Origin of the sequence: Shewanella dokdonensis (assembly GCF_018394335.1) — a bacterium.
Taxonomy (GTDB): Bacteria; Pseudomonadota; Gammaproteobacteria; order Enterobacterales; family Shewanellaceae; genus Shewanella; species Shewanella dokdonensis.
The window spans coordinates 732,555-757,636 of record NZ_CP074572.1; the positions used below are offsets into that span (position 1 = coordinate 732,555).

Sequence of the window (25,082 nt, forward strand, 5' to 3'; positions counted from 1 at the left end):
AGCACAACATGGCACTTTCCAGAGAACAAATGGCGATGCGAGTAGCCCGCGAACTGCACGATGGCGACTATGTCAACCTTGGCATTGGCATTCCAACCTTAGTCGCCAACTATATTCCGGCAGGCATAGCAGTGATGTTGCAGTCAGAAAATGGCCTGCTAGGCATGGGCGAATTTCCCGATGAAGCCGCCGTTGATGCCGACCTTATCAATGCCGGAAAACAGACAGTCACCGCGGTAAAAGGAGCTTCTTTTTCTCCAGCGCCGATAGTTTTGCCATGATCCGTGGCGGCCATGTGGATCTCACAGTGCTGGGAGCATTTGAAGTGGATGTCAGTGGCGCTATCGCTTCTTGGATGATCCCCGGAAAATTGATCAAAGGGATGGGCGGCGCAATGGATTTGGTTGCCGGAGCCCGCAACATTATTGTGACTATGATGCATGCAGATAAAGCCGGTAACTCCAAGTTGCTACCGCAATGTACCCTGCCGTTAACCGGGGTTGCTTGCATCAACACGGTACTGACAGACCTGGCACTGTTGCATATTCACGAGGGTGCGTTTCATCTTAAAGAACTGGCACCTGGCGTCACCATTGATGAAATCAAAGCCAAAACCGCGGGCAAACTGGTGATCCCGCCCCAAGTGCCCACTATGGTGTTTTAAGTAAGCTATGGCATACGCATGTTCCAATGTCGGCGCCAACCATGCTTAATAATGATAACCACGCATTATTTATGCAGCATCTTAGGGCTTAATGCCGTCATTAATCAGGGAAAAAGTGCCGCCATAAATGGGATAAAGGCAATACCAGAAACAGCGCTGGCAGAAAATTGACCACCGCAAAATTCATAATTTTGGCAATGCGTAAACCAATCGCCAGCATAATAATGCCGCCGACCGCCGAAAAATTTGCATAGGTCACGGCATCCATATAGGGCAAAATAGGTTTAGCAAGCAAGAATAAAGACGCCTGCACCGTAAACTGCACCACAGCGATCATGATGATCCCCGGGCCAAGACCAATAGCAAAAATCATGGCAGTTACCAGATCCATCATGGATTTCACCAGTAACAGTTTATAATCACCGTTCAACCCTTCGGTCATCGCCCCAATGACCCCAAGGCCACTGGCACCAAATAAGACGATTAGTGCCGTAAATTGTTGTGAAAATTCGGACTTTCCCAAACCTCTGGGCATCGGCAAAAACCGATTCATTTTCTGTTGTATAAACGCCGCACCTTTACTGACGCCAGCCTCAAAATACAGTAATTCACCCAGCGCGGTGCCAAAAATCAGCGATAACACCACCACGGGCAGATTATGCTCCTTGATAATCATAGTGACGCCGATTGCGACCGACGCCAATGCAAAGGTTGCTGGTAGACCTTGCTGTAATCGCTTCGGAATAAATTTTGCCAGTCCGGCGCCAAGCAAACCGCCCACAATAATGGCGCAACTATTGATGATAGGACCTAGCATCATTACATCTATTCTCCTGAATTAAACATCTTCCAATATCAGCAGCAAGCCAGTGGCTAGTACAAGTGCTAGTTCTAATAGAGAAGAATTACGTGTTAAAGGTGTGGTATTAGCAACGCTCGATATCATATCTTGCTTACCAAGCGATAGCCACGGCCAGCGTGCCAACATAAACCGATAAGCGCCAATATTGGCCCCACAACACACTGACATGCTAGCGCTTACGTATGCGCGTTAAGCCTCGCAACCGTACAGTATCTTGCTAAGAAGATCACGCTGTTACTAATATTGCGGGTTACTTCAGCGATCTGTTAACTAGTGCTGGCATACCTTCCCTCTTATGGCTATTTTTTGCTCATATTGCTAATAGCGATCATCCATCCTTGGCTTTAAATATACCAGAGGAGGGACTATGTTTCGGTCCGTATTTTCCCTGAGTCTGCTGCTGATAAGCGGCTGCACCTGTACCAGTCATCTGCCACCACAGGCAGAGATCAGTATGCCAGATGCCCATACCTTGATGTTCAAAGGCGATACGCGTATCGACAGCGTCAAGCAACTGCTCGCCATAGCCGATAAAGCGCCGGCTCCTATCTCACGTCTAGTGATAACCAGCCGAGGTGGAAATCCCTCGGGGGAATGATGCTGGGCGAATGGTTGCACCAGCAACAAATTGAACTCGAAGTCAGAGAGATCTGCGCTGGCAGCTGTGCCAATTATGTCTTTACTGCTGCCAAAAGTGTCAAAGTAGAGGCTAACAGCGTGATTGGATTCAATGGCGGGGCTTGGCAGCAACATTGGGATAAACCTTGGTATACCTTTCTGGTACCAGACTTTGACCAGCATAAATGCCTCTCTGTCGCGGAATGGCGGCAGCGTGAAAATGCATTTTTAAACGCATTGGGGTGCGCGAAGAGATCACGATTATGGGGCAAGTTCCCCCGTTCCAGCAGCAGATATCCAGCAAAAAATTGTGGGGATATCGGGCGGATGACTTAAGCAAATTTGGCCTACATCAAGTGTACTTTTCCATGAATACTGCACCGCAGACGCAAGTAGCGATTCTGCAATTTGCACCTGGCGAGTTAGAAAATTATCTATCAAGCAGCCAATTACAACAGGGCGCCGCCCCATAAAAGCAGTATTTATCGCGCAAACTGTCACTGAAAAACATGCGCCAACAATTTGCTGGACAATAGGATTTAGTCAATTAAAGATAGTGACTATTATGTTATATCCACAAATGGCCAATAGCGGGAGTTTGTCATGATACTGCAGATAGTTATCGCGTTACTGTTCATTAGCAGTTGTTTTATTGATGCTCGCGCTCGCGAACGTCTAAGTAGTCAACAAGCGCTTGAACAGGTTGGTAACCATGTTGAGATTGCGATGGTCATCGGCCACAGTCAAGATCGCCGCACAGAGGAAGGCGTTATCTATCTGAATGATGAGCATACCCGCGAGTTGTTACTCACACTCACGGCCAGTGCTATTGCTGAACTTAAAGAACAAGGGATTATCGATCCGGCAGCTTATTTCCTGAGTAAAAAGCTCACCGTTACCGGTTCTATCATGCGGGTGGGCGAGCGTTATCTATTGCCCATTCAGACGGCTGAACAGTTACAATTACAAAAATAACAATACGTTCCCCAGAAAAAAGGCCGGAGTTTTCCGGCCGCTGACTTAAGACTCTTCGCGCAAAAATACTGGACTATCCGCCGTCGATTGGGCTTCACTGTAGTAATAACCCGCCACATTGAACTGCTGCAATTCCGCCAAGGTAGTAACCTTTTTCTCAAGCAGATACCGCGCCATCATGCCTCGCGCTTTCTTGGCATAGAAGCTGATAATTTTAAACTGACCATTTTTAGCATCTTTAAATACTGGAGAGATTAAACGCCCCGTTAACCTTGTTGGTCGCACCGCTTTAAAATATTCATTGGAGGCCAGATTGATGACCAAATCATCGCCCTGCTGCGCGAGTGCCTGGTTGATACCATCAGTAATCACATCGCCCCAGAACTGGTAAAGATTTGTACCTTTAGCTGTTACTAATGGGATCCCCATTTCCAAACGGTAAGGCTGCATCAGATCAAGCGGCTTTAATAACCCATATAACCCTGACAAAATGCGCAGATGTTGCTGAGCTGCCTGCACGACACTTGCGGGCATCGAATCAGCATCCAGCCCGGTATAAACATCACCACGAAAAGCATACAGTGCCTGTTTGGCATTGGCGGTAGAAAACGGTGGCCGCCATTGGGCAAAGCGGGCGGCATTTAGCCCAGCAATTTTATCACTGACCTTCATGAGGGAGGCGATCTGAGACGGAGACAACTCACGACACACCGACATGAGTTGCTCGCTGTATGCCAGATATTCCGGTTGAGTGTAATCAGAGACCATGGCTGGCTGTTCAAAATCCAGGGTCTTAGCAGGAGAAATCAGAATAAGCATCAGGCACTCCATATTGGCAATCAATGCTAATATCATACTGATCTACAATAAAAAAACCACGCAGTAATCACGTGGTTTTTTCGATGGCTACAAACGGTTTCAGGTATTGGCCGGAGCAACCTTCGCGTTATCAGTTACTTCCACAGATTCTCCATTCCAAATATCACTCGCTATCTGCGCCTGTAAATCCGGGAACTTACGTTTATCAAATACCGGGCTGATGCCAGCACTTAACTGCTCCCGATAATCACTGATCACTCGCATGGCAACGCCGGATAACAGCACCAATGCCAAAATATTGACCAGCGCCATCAACCCCATTGACAAGTCAGCCATGTTCCATACCAGCGAAATTTTTGCCACAGAGCCAAACATCACCATCGCCAGCACTATCAGTTTAAATAACATGACAGCTTTCCTGCTGTTGCCAGTAAGAAACAGCACATTGGTTTCTGCATAAGAATAATTGGCAATAATGGAGGTAAAGCAGAACAACAAAATAGACCCAGCCACGAACCAGCCGCCCCAAGAGCCAACGTGGTGTGTTAACGCATTAATGGTCAGTTGAATACCATCGTCAGACGAAGCATTACCCCATTCTCCAGAAAGCAGAATAATCGCCGCGGTAGCGCTACAGATAACTATGGTATCCATAAACACCCCCACCATCTGTACAAATCCCTGCGATGCCGGATGGTTTGGTGTGGGAGAAGCACTCGCAGCAACATTAGCAGCACTGCCCATGCCCGCTTCATTAGAGAATAATCCTCGAGCGATCCCGGCTTGTAACGCCTGTGATGCCGTGTAGGCCACGCCTCCGGCGGCCACTTCCTGCCAACCAAACGCGCTTTTAACAACCATCAGCAAAATTGCAGGTAGCTGACTGATATTCATGGCCACCACCACCAAGGCGATAGCGATATAAGCCAGCGCCATCACCGGAACAATAATTTCCGAAACGCGCGCGACTTTACGCAGCCCGCCCATGATCACCAGCGCACTGCCCACAACCAGCAATACGCCTATCCATGCCGGCTGCCAACCAAACACTTCCGTTAATGCGCCAGTGATGGTATTGGCCTGTACCGCATTAAATACCAGGCCGAATGAAATGATAAGAAACACGGCAAACAGGATTCCCATCCAGCGCTGCCCCAATCCTCGCTCCATATAATAGGAGGGCCCGCCGCGGAACTGCCCGTCTTTATCTCTAACCTTATAGACTTGGGCTAAGGTGGACTCCACCATCGCGGTGGCCATTCCAAGCAAAGCAATGATCCACATCCAGAAGACGGCACCGGGGCCGGCAGTGCTGATTGCAACAGCAACCCCCGCCATATTGCCAGCACCAACTCTTGCCGCCATGCTGGTACAAAACACCTGGAATGAAGATAACCCACTGTCACAGCCTTGCCGGCTGGTCACCATGATTTTGGCGGAATGCCCCAGATGCGTAATTTGAATGAATAATAGCCTGACAGAAAAATACAGACCGGTACCCACCAACGCGTAAACTAATAGCTTGCCCCATAACAGGGAATTCAAGAAATCGACAATTGTTTCAACCATGAGCTTAATTCAATGACGACAACGGCAAGTGTTAACGCAACACTACCGGCGCAGCCAAAGACATCCTCCCAATGCAAACAAAATAGACAACTGGAGCAATAACAGAAAGCGTGCGGCTGTTGCCGAGCATGTGCTCAGTATAGCCATAAGGGATCACCGTTAAATTGCAACCACCATATTGTTTTAATTATATTTTTATACTCTTCGCAAATTCCCGGTTTGCATAAGAATCCGATAATAAACTGCGCTATGAAATCCATAAAACCCAGTATTTATCAGCCACTGCTCTATTTGGCAGTCAGTTCAATCTACCTTAAAAAAAGCCATAGTACAAATCTGTTATTATCAAATCGCAAATAGCCGCCAATAATGCGCATTATTAGCAATAAATGCTCAGTTCATTGAGAAAAACTCACAATTTTTCGGCCTATCGGTAAGAATTATTATAAAACAGCAAAGAACCAAGCAGTTTCATCACATTGACAACTTATGAGTATCAATTCAATAACACCACAACCACTTACGCCATTCATCGCACACCATGACAACAGCCTAGGGGTTAATTAATAGCGCCACCTAATTAAAGAAATCTGCATAGATAACGACCTAAAATTAACTAAACCTTGTCAATAAATAACCTTTATATTACTAAAATAGATCTTATTATTAACAAATAGCGGAAATTTTGTGGCACAGGTGGAAAGTTTACTTCCAACGCTAGATAATTCTTCCGGTTAATACTTAACAACGGGAATTATCCCATTAAAGGCTGAATATACAGCCAACAACTTCAAAGGACGTGGAGAATATGATGAACGCAAAATTAACTGCTTTGTTACTGGTATCAGCATTACCATTTGCTGCTGCCGCAACAGAACAGGAACTGACCCCTTGGTACGTAGGTGCCGGAGTCGGTGTCAATAACTACGAACCCAACTGCGACCAAAAAACCATGAAAACCTGTGGTGAAGATGACCCATACGCTTGGGATATCTTCGGTGGCTACATGTTTAACGATTATTTTGGTGTAGAACTGGGTTATCGTAATCTGGGGCGCGCTGAATGGACTGACTATGCTAACGTCAAAAATGATGCGGGTGCCCGTGGTGCAACCTTAGGTCTGGTAGGTTTCTGGCCATTCGCCAAAGATTGGGCGCTGTCTGCTGAAGCTGGTGCCATGAACTATCTGATTTCCAACAAACAACAGGATGGTGCTCATTACTACAGCGACAGCGGTGTTGCACCTTACTTCGGTTTGGGGATTGGCTACAACCTGACAGAAAACCTCAAACTGCAGGCAAAATATCGTCGTTATGAAAATCTCGACGAAGACAAATGGAACACCCTCGATATGGAAAGCAACTACTGGGGGTTAGAACTGAGCTATCGTTTTGGTTACAGCAAACCAGCACCAGCAGCACAACCAGCACCAGAACCTGTAGTGGCAGCTGCGCCTGTGGATAGTGATCATGATGGTGTTACTGATGATCAGGATCAGTGTCCAAACACTCCAGCCGACCATAAAGTAGACGCCAAGGGCTGTTCTATCTACGTGGAAAAACTGGAAACATTGAAGATTGCCGCACAGTTTGATAACAACTCTTCCGTGGTTAAACCAGCGTCCATGGCTGACATCGAGAAAGTCGCCAGCTTTATGAATAAGTACCCGAAAGCCGATTTGGAAATCTCTGGTCACGCCTCACTGCCAGGTAAAGCCAGTTACAACCTGTGGTTGTCTCAGAAACGCGCTGACGCGGTAGCGAAGATCCTGGTAGACAAATATGGTATTGCCGCTACTCGTATTACCGCCAAGGGTTATGGCGAAACTCAGCCACTGATGCAAGGCTCTTCAGCAGAAGCCAATGAAGTTAACCGTCGCATTGAAGCTCACATGAGCTTTAAAGACAAACAGCCATTGCTGAAATAAGTTTTCTTTACTGCTAAAGCCGCTGCCCAAGCGGCTTTTTTATTTTAAAGGTAACGAATTTCGCAGCAATAGGCGGGATTACGCCCCAGCAATTGCTGTTTTTTTACGCTTACTGTAATTTTTTCATCGGGAATTGGCAACGCGAGCCGAAATCACTTCTAATAGCAATTAAGTGATATTGAAAGAACACCAAGTAAAGGATATTACCTATGGCAAATACACTTACACAGCTAAAATCCATGACCACCATAGTGGCAGATACTGGTGATATTGAGGCTATCAAACGTTATCAGCCGGAAGATGCCACCACGAACCCGTCATTAATCCTTAAAGCCGCGCAGATCCCAGAATATGCGGGACTCATCGATAATGCCATCGCTTGGGCGAAAGCGCAGAGCCAAGATCCTGTCACCCAGCTAGAAGATGCTGCGGATAAACTAGCCGTGAACATTGGTATTGAGATCCTGAAACTGGTTCCCGGTCGTATTTCTACAGAAGTAAACGCGCGCTTATCATTTGATAAAAACGCGTCTGTTGCTAAAGCACAGCGGCTGATCCAACTTTATCAAGAGGCCGGAATAGACAAGTCGCGCATCCTGATCAAGCTGGCGTCTACCTGGGAAGGTATCTGTGCGGCCAAAGAGTTAGAGCAACAGGGCATTAACTGTAACCTGACACTACTATTCAGCTTTGCGCAGGCTCGTGCTTGTGCCGAAGCGGGGGTATTTCTGATATCGCCATTCGTTGGTCGCATCCTTGACTGGTATAAAAAGAACACCGGTCATGACTACAGTGCCAGCGAAGATCCGGGAGTGCTTTCTGTCAGCAAGATTTATGACTACTACAAACAGCACGGTTACCACACAGTCGTGATGGGCGCGAGTTTCCGTAATACCGGAGAGATTATTGAACTAGCGGGATGTGACCGCTTAACCATAGGGCCATCATTGCTGGAAGAACTGGCTACCAGTGATGTGACTATCACCCGCAAGCTTTCACCAACAACAAAACCGTAACCGCCCCGACACCGATGACGGAAGCGGAATTCCGTTGGGAACTGAATGAAGACCCAATGGCGGTTGAAAAACTCGCTGAAGGTATCCGCAACTTTGCCATTGATCAGGGCAAATTAGAGCAGATGCTAACAGCCAAACTCATCTGACATCCCATAACGGACGACAAGGTTATCGCATGAGCAAACTGACACAATCATCGACTTGGCAAACACTGTTGGAGTTGAGCCGCCAATTGCCCCATATGCGGCAATTGTTTGCTGAAGATCCACAACGGTTTAGCCAGTTTTCCGCCAGAGACTGCGGTTTGTTACTGGACTATTCAAAAAACCGTATTGATGCCCAAGTCATGCAATTACTGTTGCAACTGGCAGAGAATAGCGGATTGCCACAAAAAATTGCGGCCATGTTTGCCGGCGAGCTTATCAATACCACGGAGCACCGCGCAGTACTGCATACTGCGTTGCGGGCGCCGGCCGATGCAGATATTCGAGTAGATGACGTCAATGTTGTGCCGGAAGTACAAGCCACCTTAGCCAAAATGGCGGCCTTTATTGATGCGCTGTACTGTGGCAAATGGCGTGGTTGTACCGGAGAAAAAATCACTGACGTGGTTGCCATAGGCATTGGCGGTTCATTCCTTGGTCCGAAAATCATTTCCGAAGCACTCAAACCCTACTGGAATGGCAAACTCAACTGCCATTTTGTGGCCAATGTAGACGGCAGTTGTCTCAGTGACAAACTTAAAACATTGGCACCCGAAACCACCTTATTTCTGATGTCATCCAAATCCTTTGGGACGCAGGAAACACTCACCAATACCCTGTCAGCAAAATCCTGGTTTCTGGGACACGGCTACACCCAAGCAGATGTTGCCAAACATTTTGCGGCGATTACCTCCAACGTGGCCAAGGCTACCGAGTTTGGCATTGACGCCGACAATATCTTCCCTATGTGGGATTGGGTTGGTGGCCGCTATTCTTTGTGGTCAGCCATCGGTTTGCCGATTGCCCTGCTGGTAGGCATGGATAATTTTCTCGCACTACTCAAAGGTGCCAGAGCAATGGATGTGCATTTTGCCGCCACACCATTAGCACAGAACCTGCCGGTGATCATGGGATTGCTATCCGTCTGGTATAACAACTTCCAAGGCGCACAATCACATGTCGTACTGACATATGATCACTATCTCAGGGGATTACCGGCATATTTCCAGCAACTGGATATGGAAAGCAATGGCAAATCAGTGACCCTTGATGGTGAAACGGTTGATTACAGCACTGGCCCAGTAATTTGGGGGGCGAAGGCACCAATGGGCAACATGCTTATCATCAGCTATTACATCAAGGAACCGCACTGATACCCGCCGATTTTATATTGCCACTGCAAAGCCATCATCCATTAGGTGTTCACCATGAACAGTTGGCCTCCAACTGTTTTGGCCAGACCCAAGCCTTAATGCAGGGCAGAACATACGAAGAGGCATTATCAGAATTACAGAATAGTGCGCTGCCAGACGCAGAGAAACAACTGGTGGCGCGGCATAAGGTGATGACGGGCAATAAGCCCAGCAATACCATCTTGATGAATAAACTGACGCCTGAGACTTTAGGGGCGCTTATCGTACTATATGAACACCGTACGTTTGTGCAAGGTGCCATCTGGGATATCAACTCCTTCGATCAGTGGGGCGTAGAACTTGGCAAAACCCTTGGTAATGACGTGCTGTCGCGGCTAACAGCAGCCGAGGAATGTTCTGCCTTAGACAGCTCAAGTAACGCGCTGATCAACCTGTTCCGACAACAGCAGATTTAATTCGAGTTCCAGTCAGGTCGGTCATCAGTACCGGCCTTTTTTCTGCTTTCGCCCATCAAAGTTAACTGTCATCCAAATGTCTTACAGTTTTAACACTGAGGAAACATTTAACTTGCACCCTGTTCAGCAAATATGCTATTTAAGTGCTGACAAAACATACAACAACAGGAGGTTGCCATGGATCAATTAGATTATGGTAGTGCGCTTGACCAAGTGGAAGAAAGACCCGGCCGTTCTCGCAACTCCAAGAAACGTAAGTGGCGAGAAATCGAAGCGTTAAAGGAAAAACATCGCTTGATGCGAGAGCTTAAGGAAATTGACAGCAGCTTTGATGCAGATTTGGACACGCTCCTGATTTAGTATGCTGAATGACTAAGGCCATGGTACAAACCATGGCCTTTTTGTTACTGCCAAACCGCAAGCCTAGATAGGCACGGCAGCACACAACATCTGTCAACGTAGTTCCGCAGGCACGGCAAATACGGTATCTTCCTGACGCCCTTCTACTTCGGTCACCACACTTGGTGCTAACGTGGCAATGGCTTCTACCACTTGCTGCACCAACACTTCAGGCGCAGAAGCACCAGCGGTCACCGCCACTTTATGCACGCCATTAAACCAAGCGGCATCGATATCTTCGGCATTGTCCAGCAAGTAAGCGCGCGTACCGGATTTCTCGGCCAGCTCTCGCAAGCGGTTTGAATTAGAGCTGTTACGCGAACCCACAACTATCAGTAATTCCACGTCCGAGGCCATCTTTCGCACCGCATCCTGACGGTTTTGCGTGGCATAACAGATATCGTCCTTACGTGGGCCTTCAATACAAGGAAAACGCTGCTGTAACGCGGCGATAATATCCATGGTGTCATCCACCGACAGCGTGGTTTGGGTGACGAAACACAGATTTTCTGGGTTTTTAACCTGTAGCTGTGCCACGTCGTCCAGTGACTCAACCAGATATACACCGCCTTCAGGATTATCGTACTGGCCCATGGTGCCTTCCACTTCGGGATGCCCGGCGTGCCCCACCAGAATACATTCCACCCCTTTACGGCTGGCACGAGTGACCTGCAAATGCACCTTGGTCACCAGCGGACAGGTAGCATCAAAAACTTTCAGACCACGCTGTTTGGCTTCACCACGTACCGCTTGTGACACACCATGAGCACTGAAAATCACTATGCTGTTATCTGGCACCTGTTCCAGTTCATCGACAAACACCGCGCCACGGCGTTTTAGATCCTCAACCACATAGCGGTTATGTACCACTTCGTGGCGCACATAAATAGGTGGCGAAAACAGCTCCAGTGCCCGTTCTACGATGCTGATAGCACGGTCAACCCCCGCACAAAAACCTCGAGGGTTAGCTAATAGAATATTCAGTCCCGGCTGAGACGGCTGGTTATCATTCATCGTCAAGCTCCTGCAACACTTCCAACTGGAATGTCAGCGTCTGTCCCGCCAACGGATGGTTCATATCCACAGTCACAGAATCACCGGCTACTTCACGGACTATCCCCGGGATTTCAGCGCCATTGGCGGCGGCAAACCCAACAATGACGCCAGGTTCCAACACCATATCGGCCGGGAAACGGGTACGATCCAGATAATAGATGTTATCTGGGTTTACCTCGCCAAAAGCATCTACCGCCGACAGCGTAAAACTGTGTTTGTCACCGGCGTGAAGCCCGCTTAATGCCGCCTCAAACGCTGGGCTTAGGCTGTCATCACCTATATTCAGTCGCACCGGTTTATTGTTGGCTCGGGTATTTTCAGCGGTGGAGCCATCATCCAGTAAGATCACCATATGACACAACAGAGAATGGATCTCAGACATCGTCATTCCTTACGCTTGGCTGGTTGTTCGGCCTTATCACCAAAAAAGGCTTCCCACACAATCAGGAAAGCTCCGACACAAATAGCGGAATCGGCGATATTGAATGCTGGATAGTGGCTGCTGTTCCAGTAAAAATCCAGAAAATCCACCACAAAGCCATGCACCAGACGATCCACCAGATTGCCTAGTGCGCCACCAATCACCAAGGTATAAGCCACCGACAACAGCCGTTTCTCTGCCGGTAAGCGCCGCAACCAGAGGGTTAACACCACGCTGAAGCCAACGGCTACCACGGTAAACATCCAGCGCTGCCAGCCTCCGGCATCATGTAAAAAGCTGAACGCAGCGCCATAGTTACGCACATAGGTCAAATTGAAAATCGGCAACAGTTTTACCGATTCATACAAATCAAAATTGGCCAGGATCCACTGTTTGGATAGCTGGTCGGCCAAAAACGCCAACACCACTATCCAATACCAGCGCAGGCCGCTCTGTTTCCAGTTAGCAGGCATAGGCGCACCTTAAGCGAACAGACGCTGCTCGCCATCCCCTTCGATGTTAGTAACACAACGACCACACAGATGCGGGTGTGCTGGATTAACGCCAACATCATCACGGTGATGCCAGCAACGTTCACATTTTTCAGCAGTTGCCTTGCTGATTTGCAGTTTCAGTGCGGGCAACTCGGTTTCTGTCGCGTTGCTAGGTGCTTGCGCCAGTGGTTGCACTGTGGCTTTCGACGTTAACAGTACAAAACGCAACTCATCGCCAATTTTTGCCAGTGCATCGGCCAGCGCAGCATCAGCATAAAGAGTGACTTCGGCTTCTAAAGCCCCGCCAATCAGTTGATCGCGGCGCCCCTGCTCCAAGGCTTTGTTGACTTCATCACGGACTTGCAGCAATTGTTGCCAGTAGCTGTCGCTGAGATCATGTTCCACAGTGACAGACTGTAGCCCGTCATACCATTCTTGGGTAAACACATAAGTGTCACGTTTACCCGGCATTAACTGCCAGATTTCATCAGCAGTAAAGCTCAGAATTGGCGCAATCCAGCGCACCATGGCTTCAGCAATCAGGAACAGTGCTGACTGGCAGCTACGGCGGGCATGACCATCACTTTTCGCGGTGTACTGACGGTCCTTGATGATATCCAGATAGAAACTACCCAATTCCACGGAACAGAACTGCATCAGCTTCTGCACTACGATATGGAAGCTATAACTGTTGTAGGCTTCCAGTAACTCCTGCTGCAACGCGGCGGCACGGCGCACCACCCAGCGATCCAATGCCACCATCTGTTCAATGGCGATGGTATCCGTTTCTGGGTTGAAACCATTCAAATTCGCCAACAGGAAACGGGCGGTATTACGGATACGGCGATAAGCATCCGAACTACGTTTAAACACTTCCTCGGACACGGTCATTTCACCGCTGTAATCGGTCGACGCCACCCACAAACGCAGAATGTCAGCACCTAGCTTATTGATCACCTGTTGCGGAGGGATCACGTTACCAAGGGACTTGGACATCTTGCGACCTTTGGCATCCACGGTAAAGCCATGGGTCAATACCTGCTTGTAAGGCGCTTTGCCATTCATGGCAGTAGACAGCATCAGCGACGACATAAACCAGCCACGGTGTTGATCGGAGCCTTCCATGTAGAGATCTGCACTCTGACCACGAAACTCTGGACGAGTAGCAACAACGGTAGCGAAAGTTGAGCCTGAGTCATACCACACATCTAACGTATCAGTGACTTTGCGATAGTTGGCAGCATCGCTCCCCAGCAACTCTTCGATATCTAAATCCCACCACGCCTGAATGCCCTGCTGCTCAATACGTTCAGCTACTTTTTCCATCAGCGCGACGCTGTCTGGATGCAATTCATCGGTATCTTTATGGACAAACAAGGTGATCGGCACGCCCCAAGTACGCTGGCGGGAAATACACCAGTCAGGGCGGTTAGCGACCATTTTTTCAATACGCCCTTCACCCCAGTCAGGGATCCATTGCGTCTGTTCGATTTCCTTCAACGCATCACGACGCAACCCTTTGTTATCCATAGAGATAAACCATTGCGGTGTGGCACGAAAAATAATCGGCGTCTTGTGGCGCCAGCAATGCGGATAGCTGTGACGATAGGCCTGATAATGCAGCAACGCGCCGCGTTCCTTCAATACAGCAACCACGTCATCATTGGCTTTGAACACATGCTTGCCGGCAAACAACGGGGTGTCATCTTTATAGACGCCGTTATCACCTACCGGATTGGCGACTTCCAAACCATATTTTTGACCCACCACAAAGTCGTCCTGGCCGTGCCCAGGCGCGGTGTGAACGATACCAGTACCCGAATCAGTAGTAACGTGGTCACCCAGTACCACTGGCACGGTAAAATCATAAAACGGATGCTGGAAGCGGATCAGCTCTAGCGCCTCACCTTTGCAACGTCCCAGTACTTGGGTGGCTGTGGCACCATAACGTTGTAGACACTCTTCATACAACGCTTCAGCCAGTACCAGCGTTCTCTTGCCTTGTTCTAGTTCAGCTTCCACCAGCACATAATCCAGCTCTGGGCTGACACACAAGGCGCGGTTAGCCGGCATGGTCCAAGGTGTCGTGGTCCAGATCACCATGGCAGGCGCGGTTACAGCGCCGACACCAAAGGCAACGGCAATTTTTCCGGTTCAGCAGCAACAAACGCCACATCAATGGCAGGTGACGTACGGTCTTCGTATTCCACTTCCGCTTCAGCCAATGCCGAGCCACAATCGGTACACCAGTGCACGGGTTTTACGCCTTTTTGCAGATGACCATTGCTGATGACTTTGGCCAGCGAACGGACGATGTTGGCTTCCGTATCAAAGTTCATGGTGAGGTAAGGATTGTACCAATCCCCTAAGACACCTAAACGAATAAACCCTTCACGCTGGATCTCGACTTGGCTCATCGCATACTTTCGACAATGCTCACGAAATTCAGCAGCGGAAATCTTTTGTCCAGGTTTACCGACTTTCTGTTCAACTTTCAGCTCAATCGGCAGACCATGGCAGTCCCACCCTGGAACGTAGGGTGCATCAAAGCCAGACATGGTCTTAGATTTTACAATGATGTCTTTAATAATTTTATTCAGTGAGTGACCAATATGAATTTCACCGTTCGCGTATGGAGGGCCATCGTGCAGAATAAACATGTCACGGCCACTACGGCTGTTGCGGATCTGCTGATACAACTGGTCGTCGTTCCAGCGTTGCAGCATCTCGGGTTCCCGATTTGCCAGGTTTCCACGCATCGGAAACTCAGTTTCCGGCAGATTCAAAGTTGATTTATAGTCGCTCATTGATCCTTTACCATATAGTTGGCTGATGACTCAGCCCGCATCATTGCTGAGTAACGCCTTAGCCTCGTCAGCATCATTCATTATCTGTTTTTGCAGTGCATCCAGTGAGTTAAATGGCTTTTCGTCACGAATTTTCGCCACTAGCTCCACTTCTACACGCTGCCCATAAAGATCGCCAGAGAAATCAAATAAATTGACTTCCAGCAGACAATTCTGGCCTTTCACCGTTGGACGAAAGCCAACATTCGCCACGCCGTTAAATGCTTCACTGCCAGGCCAACGTAGCCTGACGGCAAAAACCCCACGTACCGGCACGACTTGCCGTTTTAACGCAATATTGGCGGTAGGGAATCCCAAGGTGCGCCCTAGCTGTTGACCGTGAACCACTCGGCCAGAGAGCGTAAATGGATGCCCCAGCAGACGCCGCGTCAGTTCTAAGTTACCTTTCGCCAGCGCCTCACGCACCATAGTAGAGCTAACGCGTTGGTCTCCGACCAAAAAGCTGGTGGTATTAACCACAGCAAAACCGTGTTGCTCCCCCGCCTGTTGCAGCATTTCAAAATTACCACGGCGTTGTTGACCAAAGCGGAAATCATCGCCCACCACGAGATAACGTACTCCGAGCCGTTCCACCAACAGTGACTCAATAAACTGCTCTGGGGGTAACTGGGCAAACTTTTTGTCAAAACGCACACATAACAAGCGGTCAACCCCAAGCTCAGACAGCAAGGCTATCTTATCGCGTAGCAAACTGATCCTTGCTGGCGCATTCTGACCAGCAAACAGCTCTTGTGGCTGTGGCTCAAACGTCATTAATGTCGCTGGCAGCCCTAACTGTCTGGCTTTTTGACCAGATTGGTAATGACCTCGGCATGTCCACGATGTACCCCATCAAAGTTGCCGATGGTTAGCACACAACCTCGATGGCGGGTTTGAATATTATGTATTCCGCGAATCAGTTCCATGAATCAAACAACTGCACACTGGGAAATTGGCGGATTATATACCAGCTGCCACATATAATCAGCCCTTGACCGCCGGTTTACGCCACACTCGGCCACCGAGTAGCAATATTACGAGCAGATACAATCCAGCACCAGCTAATACCAGTTGTAACAGATGCCAGATCCGTTGGTGAATCGACCAGTTCAGCCAGTCGTTTATCGTGGGTGACAGCCACAATAACAGCAGCACCATCAAAGCCACTGCGAACAGTACCTTGCCGATAAAGATCAGCGTATTACCACTGACACGGTAGACACCCGCACGGTGTAAACCACGATACAGCAGACTGGCATTGAGCAGCGCCGACATAGAGGTGGCGATGGCAAGCCCGACATAACTGAATGGAACAGCCAAAATGATGTTAAATACCATGTTGCTCAGCATGGCGATAATGCCAATTTTCACCGGAGTTTTGGTGTCCTGACGCGCATAATAACCGGGGGCCAGTACCTTTATCAGCATAAAACTCAGCAGACCAGAACCATAAGCGATAAGCGATGCCGACGCCATATTCACATCTTGCAAATCAAAAGCGCCGCGCATAAACAGCACCATTAACATGGGTTTAGCGAGGACAATCAAGCCTGCCATGGCGGGAGCCCCCAGCAAAATAATAGCGCGAACCCCCAATCCATTGTCTGCCCAAACTCCGAACCTTCAGCATTAATATGCTTACGCGACAATGTTGGCAGGATGACAGTAGCAATGGCGATGCCGAACAGCCCCAGCGGAAACTCCAACAAACGATCCGAGTAATACAGCCAGCTGATAGAACCTGTCATCAAAAAGCTAGCTATAAAGGTATCCAGTAACAGGTTTATCTGCGAAACCGACACGCCAAACAATGCGGGCAGCATCAGTTTGCGGATCTTCACCACCCCCGGCTCATGCCACCCCCAAGAGGGTTTCACCAGCGCGCGTTCACGCCACAGAAACGGGATCTGGAACAAAAACTGAATAACCCCACCGGCAAAGACCCCCACGCCAGACCAATCTCAGGCCGTTGCAACTGCGGGCTGAGCCAGATAGCCGCCGCGATAATCGCCACATTCAAAAATACCGGGGTAAATGCTGACACCGCAAAGCGGCCGCGAGTATTCAAAATTGAGCCGGATAAGGCCGTAAAGGTAATAAACCACAGGTAGGGAAACGTAATTTTCAGCATCAAAGATGCCAATTCAAACTTAGTGCCATCGGGTTCATGATTCAGCCAAGCAACAAACCAGCCCGCGCCAAATAACGCCGTCAGTACCGGAGAGGCCAAGATCCCAATAAAGGTCACTACGGTGACCAGCCCCCAAAGTTCCAGCCACTTTTGCCAGTAGCTGCCGCACCGCTTCATCAGATTTAGTTTCCTGATATTCAGTCAATACCGGTACAAATGCCTGAGCAAACGCCCCCTCAGCAAACAGACGCCTCAGGAAATTAGGAATTTTATTGGCAAAGAAGAAAACATCTGCGCTAACGCCAGCGCCCATCAGGTTGGCAACGACAACATCCCGGACTAATCCCAGAATACGCGAAATCAGGGTCATCACACTGACAATTAGACCCGAACGCACCAATTTTTTGCTCAATCAGACATCCCCGGAAGGCCACTGACTGGCAAACTGGGGCTCTCTCAAATTTTCCATCAGGACCCTGTCACATGGCGGCAATTGCTGTTAGAATGCGCCCCATCTTACACGAGTTGGGTTGAGGAAAGCCAAATCGCCTAGGAAATATTTGCTTTTGTGGCGGATATTCCATCATTGTCATTGACAAAAAGGTGAAAAACGGGCATCCTCCTCGGCCTTTAAAAGTCATAATTCCCAGTTTTTAGGAGTTGCACCTTGGCTAACAGCAAGACTGCAAAGAAACGCGCGCTTCAGTCTGAAAAGCGCCGTCAACACAATGCCAGCCGTCGTTCTATGATGCGCACTTATGTTAAAAAGTTATCGCCGCTATCCGCGCTGGTGACTATAAAGCCGCTGTTGAAGCATTTGCTACAGCGCAGCCAATTCTTGATCGTATGGCAACCAAAGGCCTGATCCACAAGAATAAAGCTGCTCGTCATAAGGCTCGTCTGAACGCCCGCATCAAAGCGCTGGCGGCTTAATCAGCCCTTATGAAAAAACCGGCGCAAGCCGGTTTTTTATTGTCTGCAGTTTATTTCGAAAGGAAGAATGGCGTCAGGGATATGTTTGCTGCAGGCAGGGAGAGTGTGGCACCCGCATAGCAGGCAACAAGGGGAAAACTCGCAGCGTTTGGCTGGTTATTTTGCTGCTACATCGCTCAAGCGTAATATACGTGTTGGGCCAACGGCCAACTACCAGCCAAAAATCCGCATCACATCTGAAGTTAATCCGTATTAATGACAATAAATATTGTCGATCAAGCGGATCATCTCTTTGACTTCGTCACTTTTCAGGGAGTAATAAACGGTCTGAGCTTCTTTACGGGTCGCTACCAAATTATCTTTACGCAGCCAAGCCAGATGCTGAGACAAAGCCGATTGACTCAAACCGAGTTTTTTATTCATGTCGCCAACGCACATTTCTCCCTCATTCAAGAGATAACACAAAATAAATAACCGTCTCTCGTTGGCTAAAGCCTTCAGCAATACGACCGCTTGGTCTGCTCGCTGTTGCATTAATTCTATATTCATAACGAGCCCACTCTCCTTTAATAAATTCCGACACTAATATAGCCGCGGCTAAGGCACATAGTCGGGACGCAAAGCACATTTTTTGTTAGATTGTTTTAAAAAATGGGACACACGTTATAAAAAAGAAGGAAAGTGATGAAAAGACCTACCCTACTACTCTGTAGCACACTGCTATTAAGCACTCTTTTAGCACCTTTAACCAGCGCAACAGAGCATACAAATCAAACAGTTGTCGGCAAATTACAGAACAGCGCCCTGAAATCTGATTTGGCCTATAAAATTGCCGAGTCACTGACAGTGGAAGTCGGCCCCAGACTTGCTGGTAGCGCAGAAAATGTAGTAGCCGTCGATTGGGCAGAAGCCAAACTGAAATCATTAGGATTTGATAAAGTTTACCGAGAACCCGTAACCGTGCCCGTGTGGCAACGCGGCACAGCAAGTGCCAGTGTGATATCCCCTTTCCCACAGCAGCTAGTGATCTCGGCACTGGGTGGCAGTGTTGCCACGCCGGCAAGCGGATTACAAGCTAAAGTGGTACGCTTTGACAATCTAGCTGCACTGATAAATGCCGATGCCGCTACAGTTCAAGGCAAGATCGTGTTTATCGATCAAAAAACTGAACGGCATCAAAACGGTAGTGGTTACGGCAAAAGTGTTGGTGGCAGAGTCAACGGTGCCGTAGAAGCCGCCCGCAAAGGTGCCGTGGCCGTGCTTATCCGTTCTATTGGTACAGATCATGATCGAATGGCGCACACTGGTCTGATGCATTATCAGCAAGATGTTCCCCGCATTCCCGCTGCGGCCCTGACCAATCCCGACGCCAATCAGTTAGATGCCATATTAAGCCGGGGCCAAGAAGTTACCCTGTCACTAAACATGTCGCCCAAGGAGCTTGGCAACACCACGACTTACAACGTGATTGGAGAGTTTACCGGTAGCAGCAAGCCTGATGAAATTGTCTTGCTCGGTGCTCATCTGGATTCTTGGGATGAAGGAACTGGCGCAATAGACGATGCAGCCGGAGTGGCTATCGTCACTGCCGCAGCCAAAATGGTTGCGGAGTTACCACAGCGCCCGGCGCGCACAATTCGGGTGGTACTGTTCGCCGCCGAAGAGATTGGTCTCTTGGGTGGGAAAGCCTATGTGGCACAGCATGCCAGCGATATGGCGAACCACTATATTGCGGCAGAGTCAGACTTTGGCGCGGGGCGTATCTACCGGGCCGATGTTCGGGTTAATCCCGCCGCGCTGGCGGCGGTTTGGCAAAGCTTATCTGGGCTGACGGCCATGAATGTGGAGTTGGGGGATAACAATGCCCGTGGAGGCTCAGAAGTCTCGCTGCTGCCAGGCGTCGGAGTACCGGTTGCCTCACTACGCCAAGATGGCAATGACTATTTTGACTACCACCACACCCCAAATGACACACTGGATAAGATAGATCCCGAGGCGCTGGCACAGAACGTTGCAGTTTATGCGGTATTTGCTTACCAGATGGCACAATCCACTTTGCCACTGCGGCCGTTACCTAAAAAGTAATGTTCAGCACAGGAGCGCCACTCACGGCAGCTCCTGTGTTCCTAACGCTTGCCTTGGTTAGCGGGCTCCCCCAAAATTAAGCTGTTGGCTTTATTTTTGTGATGTTTATCACCATTGATAGTGTAAACTCCTTATCGGCGTCGCATTTTTCAGTTTTTCAAACTGGGGGTAGCGAGAAAAACCGCTTTTCTGTGATAATTCACCTTAGTTACAAAAGTTTCAAATCAGACTCAATGATCCCCATATTCGACAAACCCAGTGGTTTTGCCAGTTTCATTTACCGCAATGCCCGTAGCATCCATACGCTGAAGATTGCCTTAGCCTTATTGATTGTGGCGCTGTTCAACTGGCTATGGCCAGTTCCCCACTTTATCTGGGCAATGGTCACCATAGTGATCATTATGATGGGTCTGCCACAGGTGGGCGGGGCGATTGAAAAGTCGTTACAACGCGCCATAGGAACGCTGATTGGCTCGGCATATGGGGTCTTTCTAGTGATCGCCATGGACAGCTACTGGAGCTTGATGGGGTTGTTGATCCTTGGCGTCTGTGTGGTCGTCCTGCTGAACGCCGGGCGCTACAGTTATGCGTATCTGGTGACCGGCTTTACCATGATCATCGTGATCGGCGATGCCAACCATGACACCTCAGAGGCACTATGGCGCAGTGCCAATATTCTCATTGGTTGCCTGATTGCCGTGTTGGTATCACTCTTTGTGCTGCCGATTAAAGCCAAACAGGACTGGCGGGCACAACTGGGCAAATCCTTTTCGCTGATGGCCGAAGTTCTCGCTAATCATCTACAAACCAACGCCAATGTTGAACTTCCAGCCGAACGCACCAAGCTGGAAAACGCCATGAAAGCGGTATTGGCACAAAAGAAGTTGTTTTTCTCACTGGAATGGGAAAGCCAGACACTCAAGAAACATCCGCAGATCCTAGCGGAACTGGCCAATGAACAGGTAAGAGTTATCACGCTGCTGGAACTGCTGCTGATGACACACTGGCAGGAAGAAGAAAACGCCGCCTACAGCCGCATTAAACAAGTAGCGCAACACTTACAGCAAGACTTCGCCGCGCTGGCAGATTATGTAAATAGCAAGCGTCATCAACGCCCGCAGTTGCCGCCGGAACTCGAACAACAACTGCAACAGCAATTATTATCTGAGCAGCAGTTGTTGGCAGCTGACAAGCAACAGACGGCCTATCAACATTTTGCGCAAAACGGCTATGGCTGGCTGATCTATCAACTGGCGTTGGCACTGCTGGCAATTAATCAGGAACTGGACAAACTGGAACAGGCTTACGATCGGCAACAGTTGCTGAACAAGGCGATGGTCGAATAGTGAATAGCACCAGACAAGCTGCGCAAATTGCGACTTGTCTGGCGTTGGATCTCAGTCCCAGATCAGTTCGCGAAAGTGCTTTCGGCACACAGATTCGTAGCTTTCATTGCCGCCAATAGCCACCTGCGCCCCTTCTCGTACCGGCTTACCTTCACTGTCACGGCGGATCACCATATTGGCTTTACGGCCACAAAAACAGATGGTTTTCAGCTCAACCAGTTTATCCGCCCAGGCCAACAGATACTGGCTACCACTGAATAACTCGCCTTGAAAGTCGGTACGCAGCCCATAACACAACACCGGGATATCCAGCTTATCCACTACGTAGGCGAGCTGCTTAACCTGCTCTTTACTCAAAAATTGCGATTCATCCACCAATACACAATGTAAAAACTGCTGTTGGTGGGCATGACTAATAATCTGCACCAGATCATCATCACTATGAAATATCAGCGCTTCGCTTTCTAAACCGATGCGGGAAGCCACTTTACCGACACCAAAACGATTATCGATTGCTGGTGTCATCACCAGCGTATTCATGCCGCGTTCCCGGTAGTTATAGGAGGATTGTAGTAACGAGGTAGATTTCCCGGCATTCATCGCCGAATAATAAAAGTAAAGCTGAGCCAAAACTGGCGCTCCCGCAGTTGTGAATAGCCGCTATCTTAGCGCGTTTACTGACAAAAATCAGTGGGCGTAAAGCGCATACTGAAATACGCTCACTAAGCTAATGCAATCAATTTGTTACAATTTTACACAGCTTTCACCTGTTAGCATGAAGCGGTTTCAGTTTGGCTTAAGTCGTCGTTGTTAGCGTGCTGCGTCACCTGCACTCAACAACGGAAACCAAGATGCGCAAGACGCTTATAGCAATCGCCTTAGGGCAAGCCCTGTTACTAACGGGATGTAGCGGAGCCGATACACTGCCAGCAGCAACCGTTGCGGCAGCCACTGAGCAGCAAAATCCGCTGTTAAACGCCAGCCAACTGCAATATCAAGCACCGGATTTCAAGCAGATCCGCACCGAACATTTCCAACCCGCATTAGAAGCGGGCATTTTGGCCCACGATCAAGAAGTTCAAGCTATTGCCACCCAATCGGCAGCCCCCACATTTGAAAACACCATTATCGCGCTGGAACAATCTGGGGCGCTACTCAACCGTGCATCGGCGGTGTTTTACAACTTAAGCAGTTCCAACAGCAATCCAGAGATCCGCCGTATTCAAAGCGAAATGGCACCGAAAATGGCAGCGCATACAGACAATATCAATCTGAATCCGCAGTTGTTTGCACGTATCGACACTTTATATCAGCAGCGCCAACAGTTAGGGCTGAATGCCGAACAGATGCGGCTGATTGAAGTCTATCACCAAGGTTTTGTACTTGCTGGTGCCCAACTTGATGAAGCCCAAAAAGCCCAAATCCGCGCCCTTAACGAAGAACAATCAAAGCTGACCAACGAATTTCAGCAACGCCTGCTGAAACTCACCAAAGCCAGCGCGGTGATTGTTGCTGATGTGGCACAACTCGAAGGTCTGTCAGATTCTGCCATTCGCAGTGCCGCCCAAGCGGCCAAAGACGCCGGACATGATGGCAAATACCTGCTGAGCATCACCAACACCACTCGGCAACCAATACTGGCGCAACTGCACCACCGTGAATTACGCCAGCAGATCTGGCAAGCATCAGCTAACCGTGGTTTAAGTGGCGAAGACGAAACAGTATCACTGGTGGCACGCTTAGCGCAGTTAAGAGCCGAAAAAGCCAAACTGCTCGGTTTTGATAACTGGGCCAGCTACCGTTTAGCGCCGCAGATGGCGAAAACCCCACAAGCGGTGTTTGATATGTTCGGCTCCATGGTGCCTGCCGTAGTGGCCAATACCCAAAAAGAAGCCGAAGCCATCCAGGCGATGATTAGCAAAACCGGCGGCGATTTTACACTACAACCTTGGGATTGGGCTTACTACGCCGAAAAGGTACGTCAGCAACAATATGATCTGGATGAAAACAGCCTCAAGCCCTATTTTGAGTTCAACCGAGTGTTGCAAGATGGCGTGTTCTACACCTTGAATCAGCTCTATGGTGTTACCTTTAAGCCGCGGCCAGATCTGCCGGTCTATCATCCAGATGTTAAAGCCTGGGAAGTGTTTGACGCCGATGGTAGTAGTCTGGCGATCTTCTACGGCGATTATTTTGCCCGCGAAGGTAAACGAGGTGGAGCCTGGATGAGTTCCTTCGTACGCCAAAGCGGCCTGCTGGAACAAAAACCCGTGGTGGTCAATGTGATGAATATCCAGAAGGCTCCAGATGGCGAACCCACCTTCGTCAGCTATGACCAAGTCACCACTATGTTCCATGAACTGGGACATGGCACACACGGCATGTTTTCCAAGGTCAAGTATCCAAGTCTCTCAGGAACCTCGGTATCACGGGATTTTGTTGAGTTTCCATCGACCTTTGAAGAAGACTGGGCCGGACATCCCAAAGTATTAGCCAATTACGCCAAGCATTATCAAACGGGCGAACCACTGCCGGCAGATATGTTGGATAAACTGTTGCGCTCCCGTAGCTTCAACATGGGCTTTGATACGCTGGAATATATGTCAGCGGCATTATTGGATTTGGAATGGCATAGCCTGAGCGCTGACGCCCCCTGCAAAACGTTGAGCAGTTTGAGGCTCAGGCATTGGCCAAGCATGGCGTGAACCTGGCGGCGGTGCCCCCACGTTATCGTTCCAGCTATTTTGCCCACGCATTTCCAGGTGGTTATAGCGCTAGCTATTATGCCTACATGTGGAGTGAAATTCTGGCAGCGGACGCTTTTGCCTATGTACAAACACAAGGCGGACTTAACCGCGAGATTGGCATGAAATTCCGTAAAGCAATCCGCGAAGTTGGCAATAGTGTGCCCCCGATGGAAGCCTATGAGAACTTCCGTGGCCAGCAGCCAACAACCGATGGTCTGCTAAAACGCCGCGGCTTGATGTAACCAATCAGCGCTGGCGCATAACAAACGCGACATCCGCCGAAATGCCGTTCACTTAAAGTGAGCGGCATTTTCTTTTAGTGTATTTCTGCGGTCTTGGTTTTTGAATAATATTGAGGGCTT

General features: G+C 49.0%; 16 protein-coding genes and 8 pseudogenes. 12 read left to right on the forward strand and 12 right to left on the reverse strand.

Going from position 1 to position 25,082, the window contains the following annotated elements; genetic code table 11:
• Positions 1 to 8 precede the first annotated feature (8 nt).
• Positions 9 to 664: pseudogene (locus KHX94_RS03525) on the forward strand (3-oxoacid CoA-transferase subunit B).
• 100 nt (positions 665 to 764) lie between these two features.
• Here the strand turns inward: KHX94_RS03525 and KHX94_RS03530 are convergent.
• Positions 765 to 1,484, reverse strand: a complete 720-nt coding sequence (locus KHX94_RS03530) for a DUF554 domain-containing protein (RefSeq protein WP_213682389.1) — start codon at positions 1,482 to 1,484, stop codon at positions 765 to 767.
• A gap of 409 nt (positions 1,485 to 1,893) precedes the next feature.
• Between KHX94_RS03530 and KHX94_RS03535 the strand changes: the two genes are divergently transcribed.
• From KHX94_RS03535 to KHX94_RS03545, 3 genes are all read left to right on the forward strand, one after another.
• The gene (locus tag KHX94_RS03535; protein ID WP_213682390.1) at positions 1,894 to 2,124 is read left to right on the forward strand and encodes a hypothetical protein; all 231 of its coding nucleotides are present in this window, start codon (positions 1,894 to 1,896) and stop codon (positions 2,122 to 2,124) included.
• A gap of 283 nt (positions 2,125 to 2,407) precedes the next feature.
• Positions 2,408 to 2,617, forward strand: a complete 210-nt coding sequence (locus tag KHX94_RS03540) for a hypothetical protein (protein WP_213682391.1) — start codon at positions 2,408 to 2,410, stop codon at positions 2,615 to 2,617.
• Positions 2,618 to 2,747: 130 nt separating this feature from the next.
• A complete protein-coding gene (locus KHX94_RS03545) occupies positions 2,748 to 3,119 on the forward strand; it encodes a hypothetical protein (RefSeq protein WP_213682392.1) in 372 nt (123 codons plus the stop codon).
• A 45-nt stretch (positions 3,120 to 3,164) separates the two neighbouring features.
• Here KHX94_RS03545 and yaaA read toward each other — a convergent pair whose 3' ends face one another.
• Positions 3,165 to 3,938, reverse strand: a complete 774-nt coding sequence (gene yaaA / locus KHX94_RS03550) for a peroxide stress protein YaaA (protein WP_213682393.1) — start codon at positions 3,936 to 3,938, stop codon at positions 3,165 to 3,167.
• Between the two features lie 99 nt (positions 3,939 to 4,037).
• On the reverse strand, positions 4,038 to 5,507 hold the full coding sequence (locus KHX94_RS03555) for an alanine/glycine:cation symporter family protein (RefSeq protein ID WP_213682394.1): 1,470 nt from the start codon (positions 5,505 to 5,507) through the stop codon (positions 4,038 to 4,040).
• A gap of 808 nt (positions 5,508 to 6,315) precedes the next feature.
• On the opposite strand from KHX94_RS03555, the gene KHX94_RS03560 reads away from it, so the two are divergent.
• The 4 genes and pseudogenes from KHX94_RS03560 (at position 6,316) to KHX94_RS03575 (ending at position 10,622) form a co-directional block, all read left to right on the forward strand.
• Complete coding sequence (locus tag KHX94_RS03560; protein WP_213682395.1) at positions 6,316 to 7,434, forward strand: OmpA family protein; 1,119 nt, start codon at positions 6,316 to 6,318, stop codon at positions 7,432 to 7,434.
• A 209-nt stretch (positions 7,435 to 7,643) separates the two neighbouring features.
• Positions 7,644 to 8,596: pseudogene (gene tal / locus KHX94_RS03565) on the forward strand (transaldolase).
• Between the two features lie 29 nt (positions 8,597 to 8,625).
• Positions 8,626 to 10,262, forward strand: a pseudogene (gene pgi / locus KHX94_RS03570) (glucose-6-phosphate isomerase).
• A gap of 177 nt (positions 10,263 to 10,439) precedes the next feature.
• Positions 10,440 to 10,622 carry a DUF3545 family protein gene (locus tag KHX94_RS03575; RefSeq protein ID WP_213682396.1) on the forward strand — a complete coding sequence of 61 codons (183 nt, stop codon included), beginning with the start codon at positions 10,440 to 10,442 and terminating at the stop codon, positions 10,620 to 10,622.
• A gap of 93 nt (positions 10,623 to 10,715) precedes the next feature.
• Here the strand turns inward: KHX94_RS03575 and ispH are convergent, their stop codons facing one another.
• The 7 genes and pseudogenes from ispH to KHX94_RS21690 all read right to left on the reverse strand — a co-directional run bounded on the left by ispH (position 10,716) and on the right by KHX94_RS21690 (position 18,006).
• Positions 10,716 to 11,645 (reverse strand): 4-hydroxy-3-methylbut-2-enyl diphosphate reductase, encoded by a 930-nt coding sequence (gene ispH / locus KHX94_RS03580; protein ID WP_213683313.1) that lies wholly within the window; start codon positions 11,643 to 11,645, stop codon positions 10,716 to 10,718.
• A gap of 22 nt (positions 11,646 to 11,667) precedes the next feature.
• A complete protein-coding gene (gene fkpB / locus KHX94_RS03585; protein WP_213682397.1) occupies positions 11,668 to 12,099 on the reverse strand; it encodes an FKBP-type peptidyl-prolyl cis-trans isomerase in 432 nt (143 codons plus the stop codon).
• A 2-nt stretch (positions 12,100 to 12,101) separates the two neighbouring features.
• On the reverse strand, positions 12,102 to 12,611 hold the full coding sequence (gene lspA, locus KHX94_RS03590; RefSeq protein WP_213682398.1) for a signal peptidase II: 510 nt from the start codon (positions 12,609 to 12,611) through the stop codon (positions 12,102 to 12,104).
• Between the two features lie 9 nt (positions 12,612 to 12,620).
• Positions 12,621 to 15,439 (reverse strand): annotated as a pseudogene (ileS, locus tag KHX94_RS03595) (isoleucine--tRNA ligase).
• 30 nt (positions 15,440 to 15,469) lie between these two features.
• Positions 15,470 to 16,404 (reverse strand): annotated as a pseudogene (gene ribF / locus KHX94_RS03600) (bifunctional riboflavin kinase/FAD synthetase).
• A gap of 58 nt (positions 16,405 to 16,462) precedes the next feature.
• Positions 16,463 to 17,726: pseudogene (murJ, locus tag KHX94_RS03605) on the reverse strand (murein biosynthesis integral membrane protein MurJ).
• Positions 17,644 to 18,006 (reverse strand): lipid II flippase MurJ, encoded by a 363-nt coding sequence (locus tag KHX94_RS21690; RefSeq protein ID WP_425314061.1) that lies wholly within the window; start codon positions 18,004 to 18,006, stop codon positions 17,644 to 17,646. Before KHX94_RS21690 ends, murJ begins: the two are co-directional and overlap by 83 nt.
• 270 nt (positions 18,007 to 18,276) lie before the next feature.
• Between KHX94_RS21690 and rpsT the strand changes: the two are divergent.
• Positions 18,277 to 18,542: pseudogene (gene rpsT, locus KHX94_RS03610) on the forward strand (30S ribosomal protein S20).
• Positions 18,543 to 18,794: 252 nt separating this feature from the next.
• Here the strand turns inward: rpsT and KHX94_RS03615 are convergent.
• Positions 18,795 to 19,091, reverse strand: a complete 297-nt coding sequence (locus KHX94_RS03615; protein WP_133038617.1) for an ArsR/SmtB family transcription factor — start codon at positions 19,089 to 19,091, stop codon at positions 18,795 to 18,797.
• A 135-nt stretch (positions 19,092 to 19,226) separates the two neighbouring features.
• On the opposite strand from KHX94_RS03615, the gene KHX94_RS03620 reads away from it, so the two are divergent.
• Both KHX94_RS03620 and KHX94_RS03625 read left to right on the forward strand, forming a co-directional pair.
• Positions 19,227 to 20,627: a M20/M25/M40 family metallo-hydrolase gene (locus KHX94_RS03620; RefSeq protein ID WP_213682399.1), complete on the forward strand. Its 1,401-nt coding sequence runs from the start codon at positions 19,227 to 19,229 to the stop codon at positions 20,625 to 20,627.
• Between the two features lie 236 nt (positions 20,628 to 20,863).
• Positions 20,864 to 21,973, forward strand: coding sequence for an FUSC family protein (locus KHX94_RS03625; protein ID WP_425314062.1), 1,110 nt, complete (start codon positions 20,864 to 20,866; stop codon positions 21,971 to 21,973).
• Positions 21,974 to 22,024: 51 nt separating this feature from the next.
• Here KHX94_RS03625 and KHX94_RS03630 read toward each other — a convergent pair whose 3' ends face one another.
• A complete protein-coding gene (locus tag KHX94_RS03630; protein ID WP_213682401.1) occupies positions 22,025 to 22,603 on the reverse strand; it encodes a thymidine kinase in 579 nt (192 codons plus the stop codon).
• 221 nt (positions 22,604 to 22,824) lie between these two features.
• Here KHX94_RS03630 and KHX94_RS03635 point away from each other — a divergent pair.
• Positions 22,825 to 24,962: pseudogene (locus KHX94_RS03635) on the forward strand (M3 family metallopeptidase).
• Positions 24,963 to 25,082: the final 120 nt, after the last annotated feature.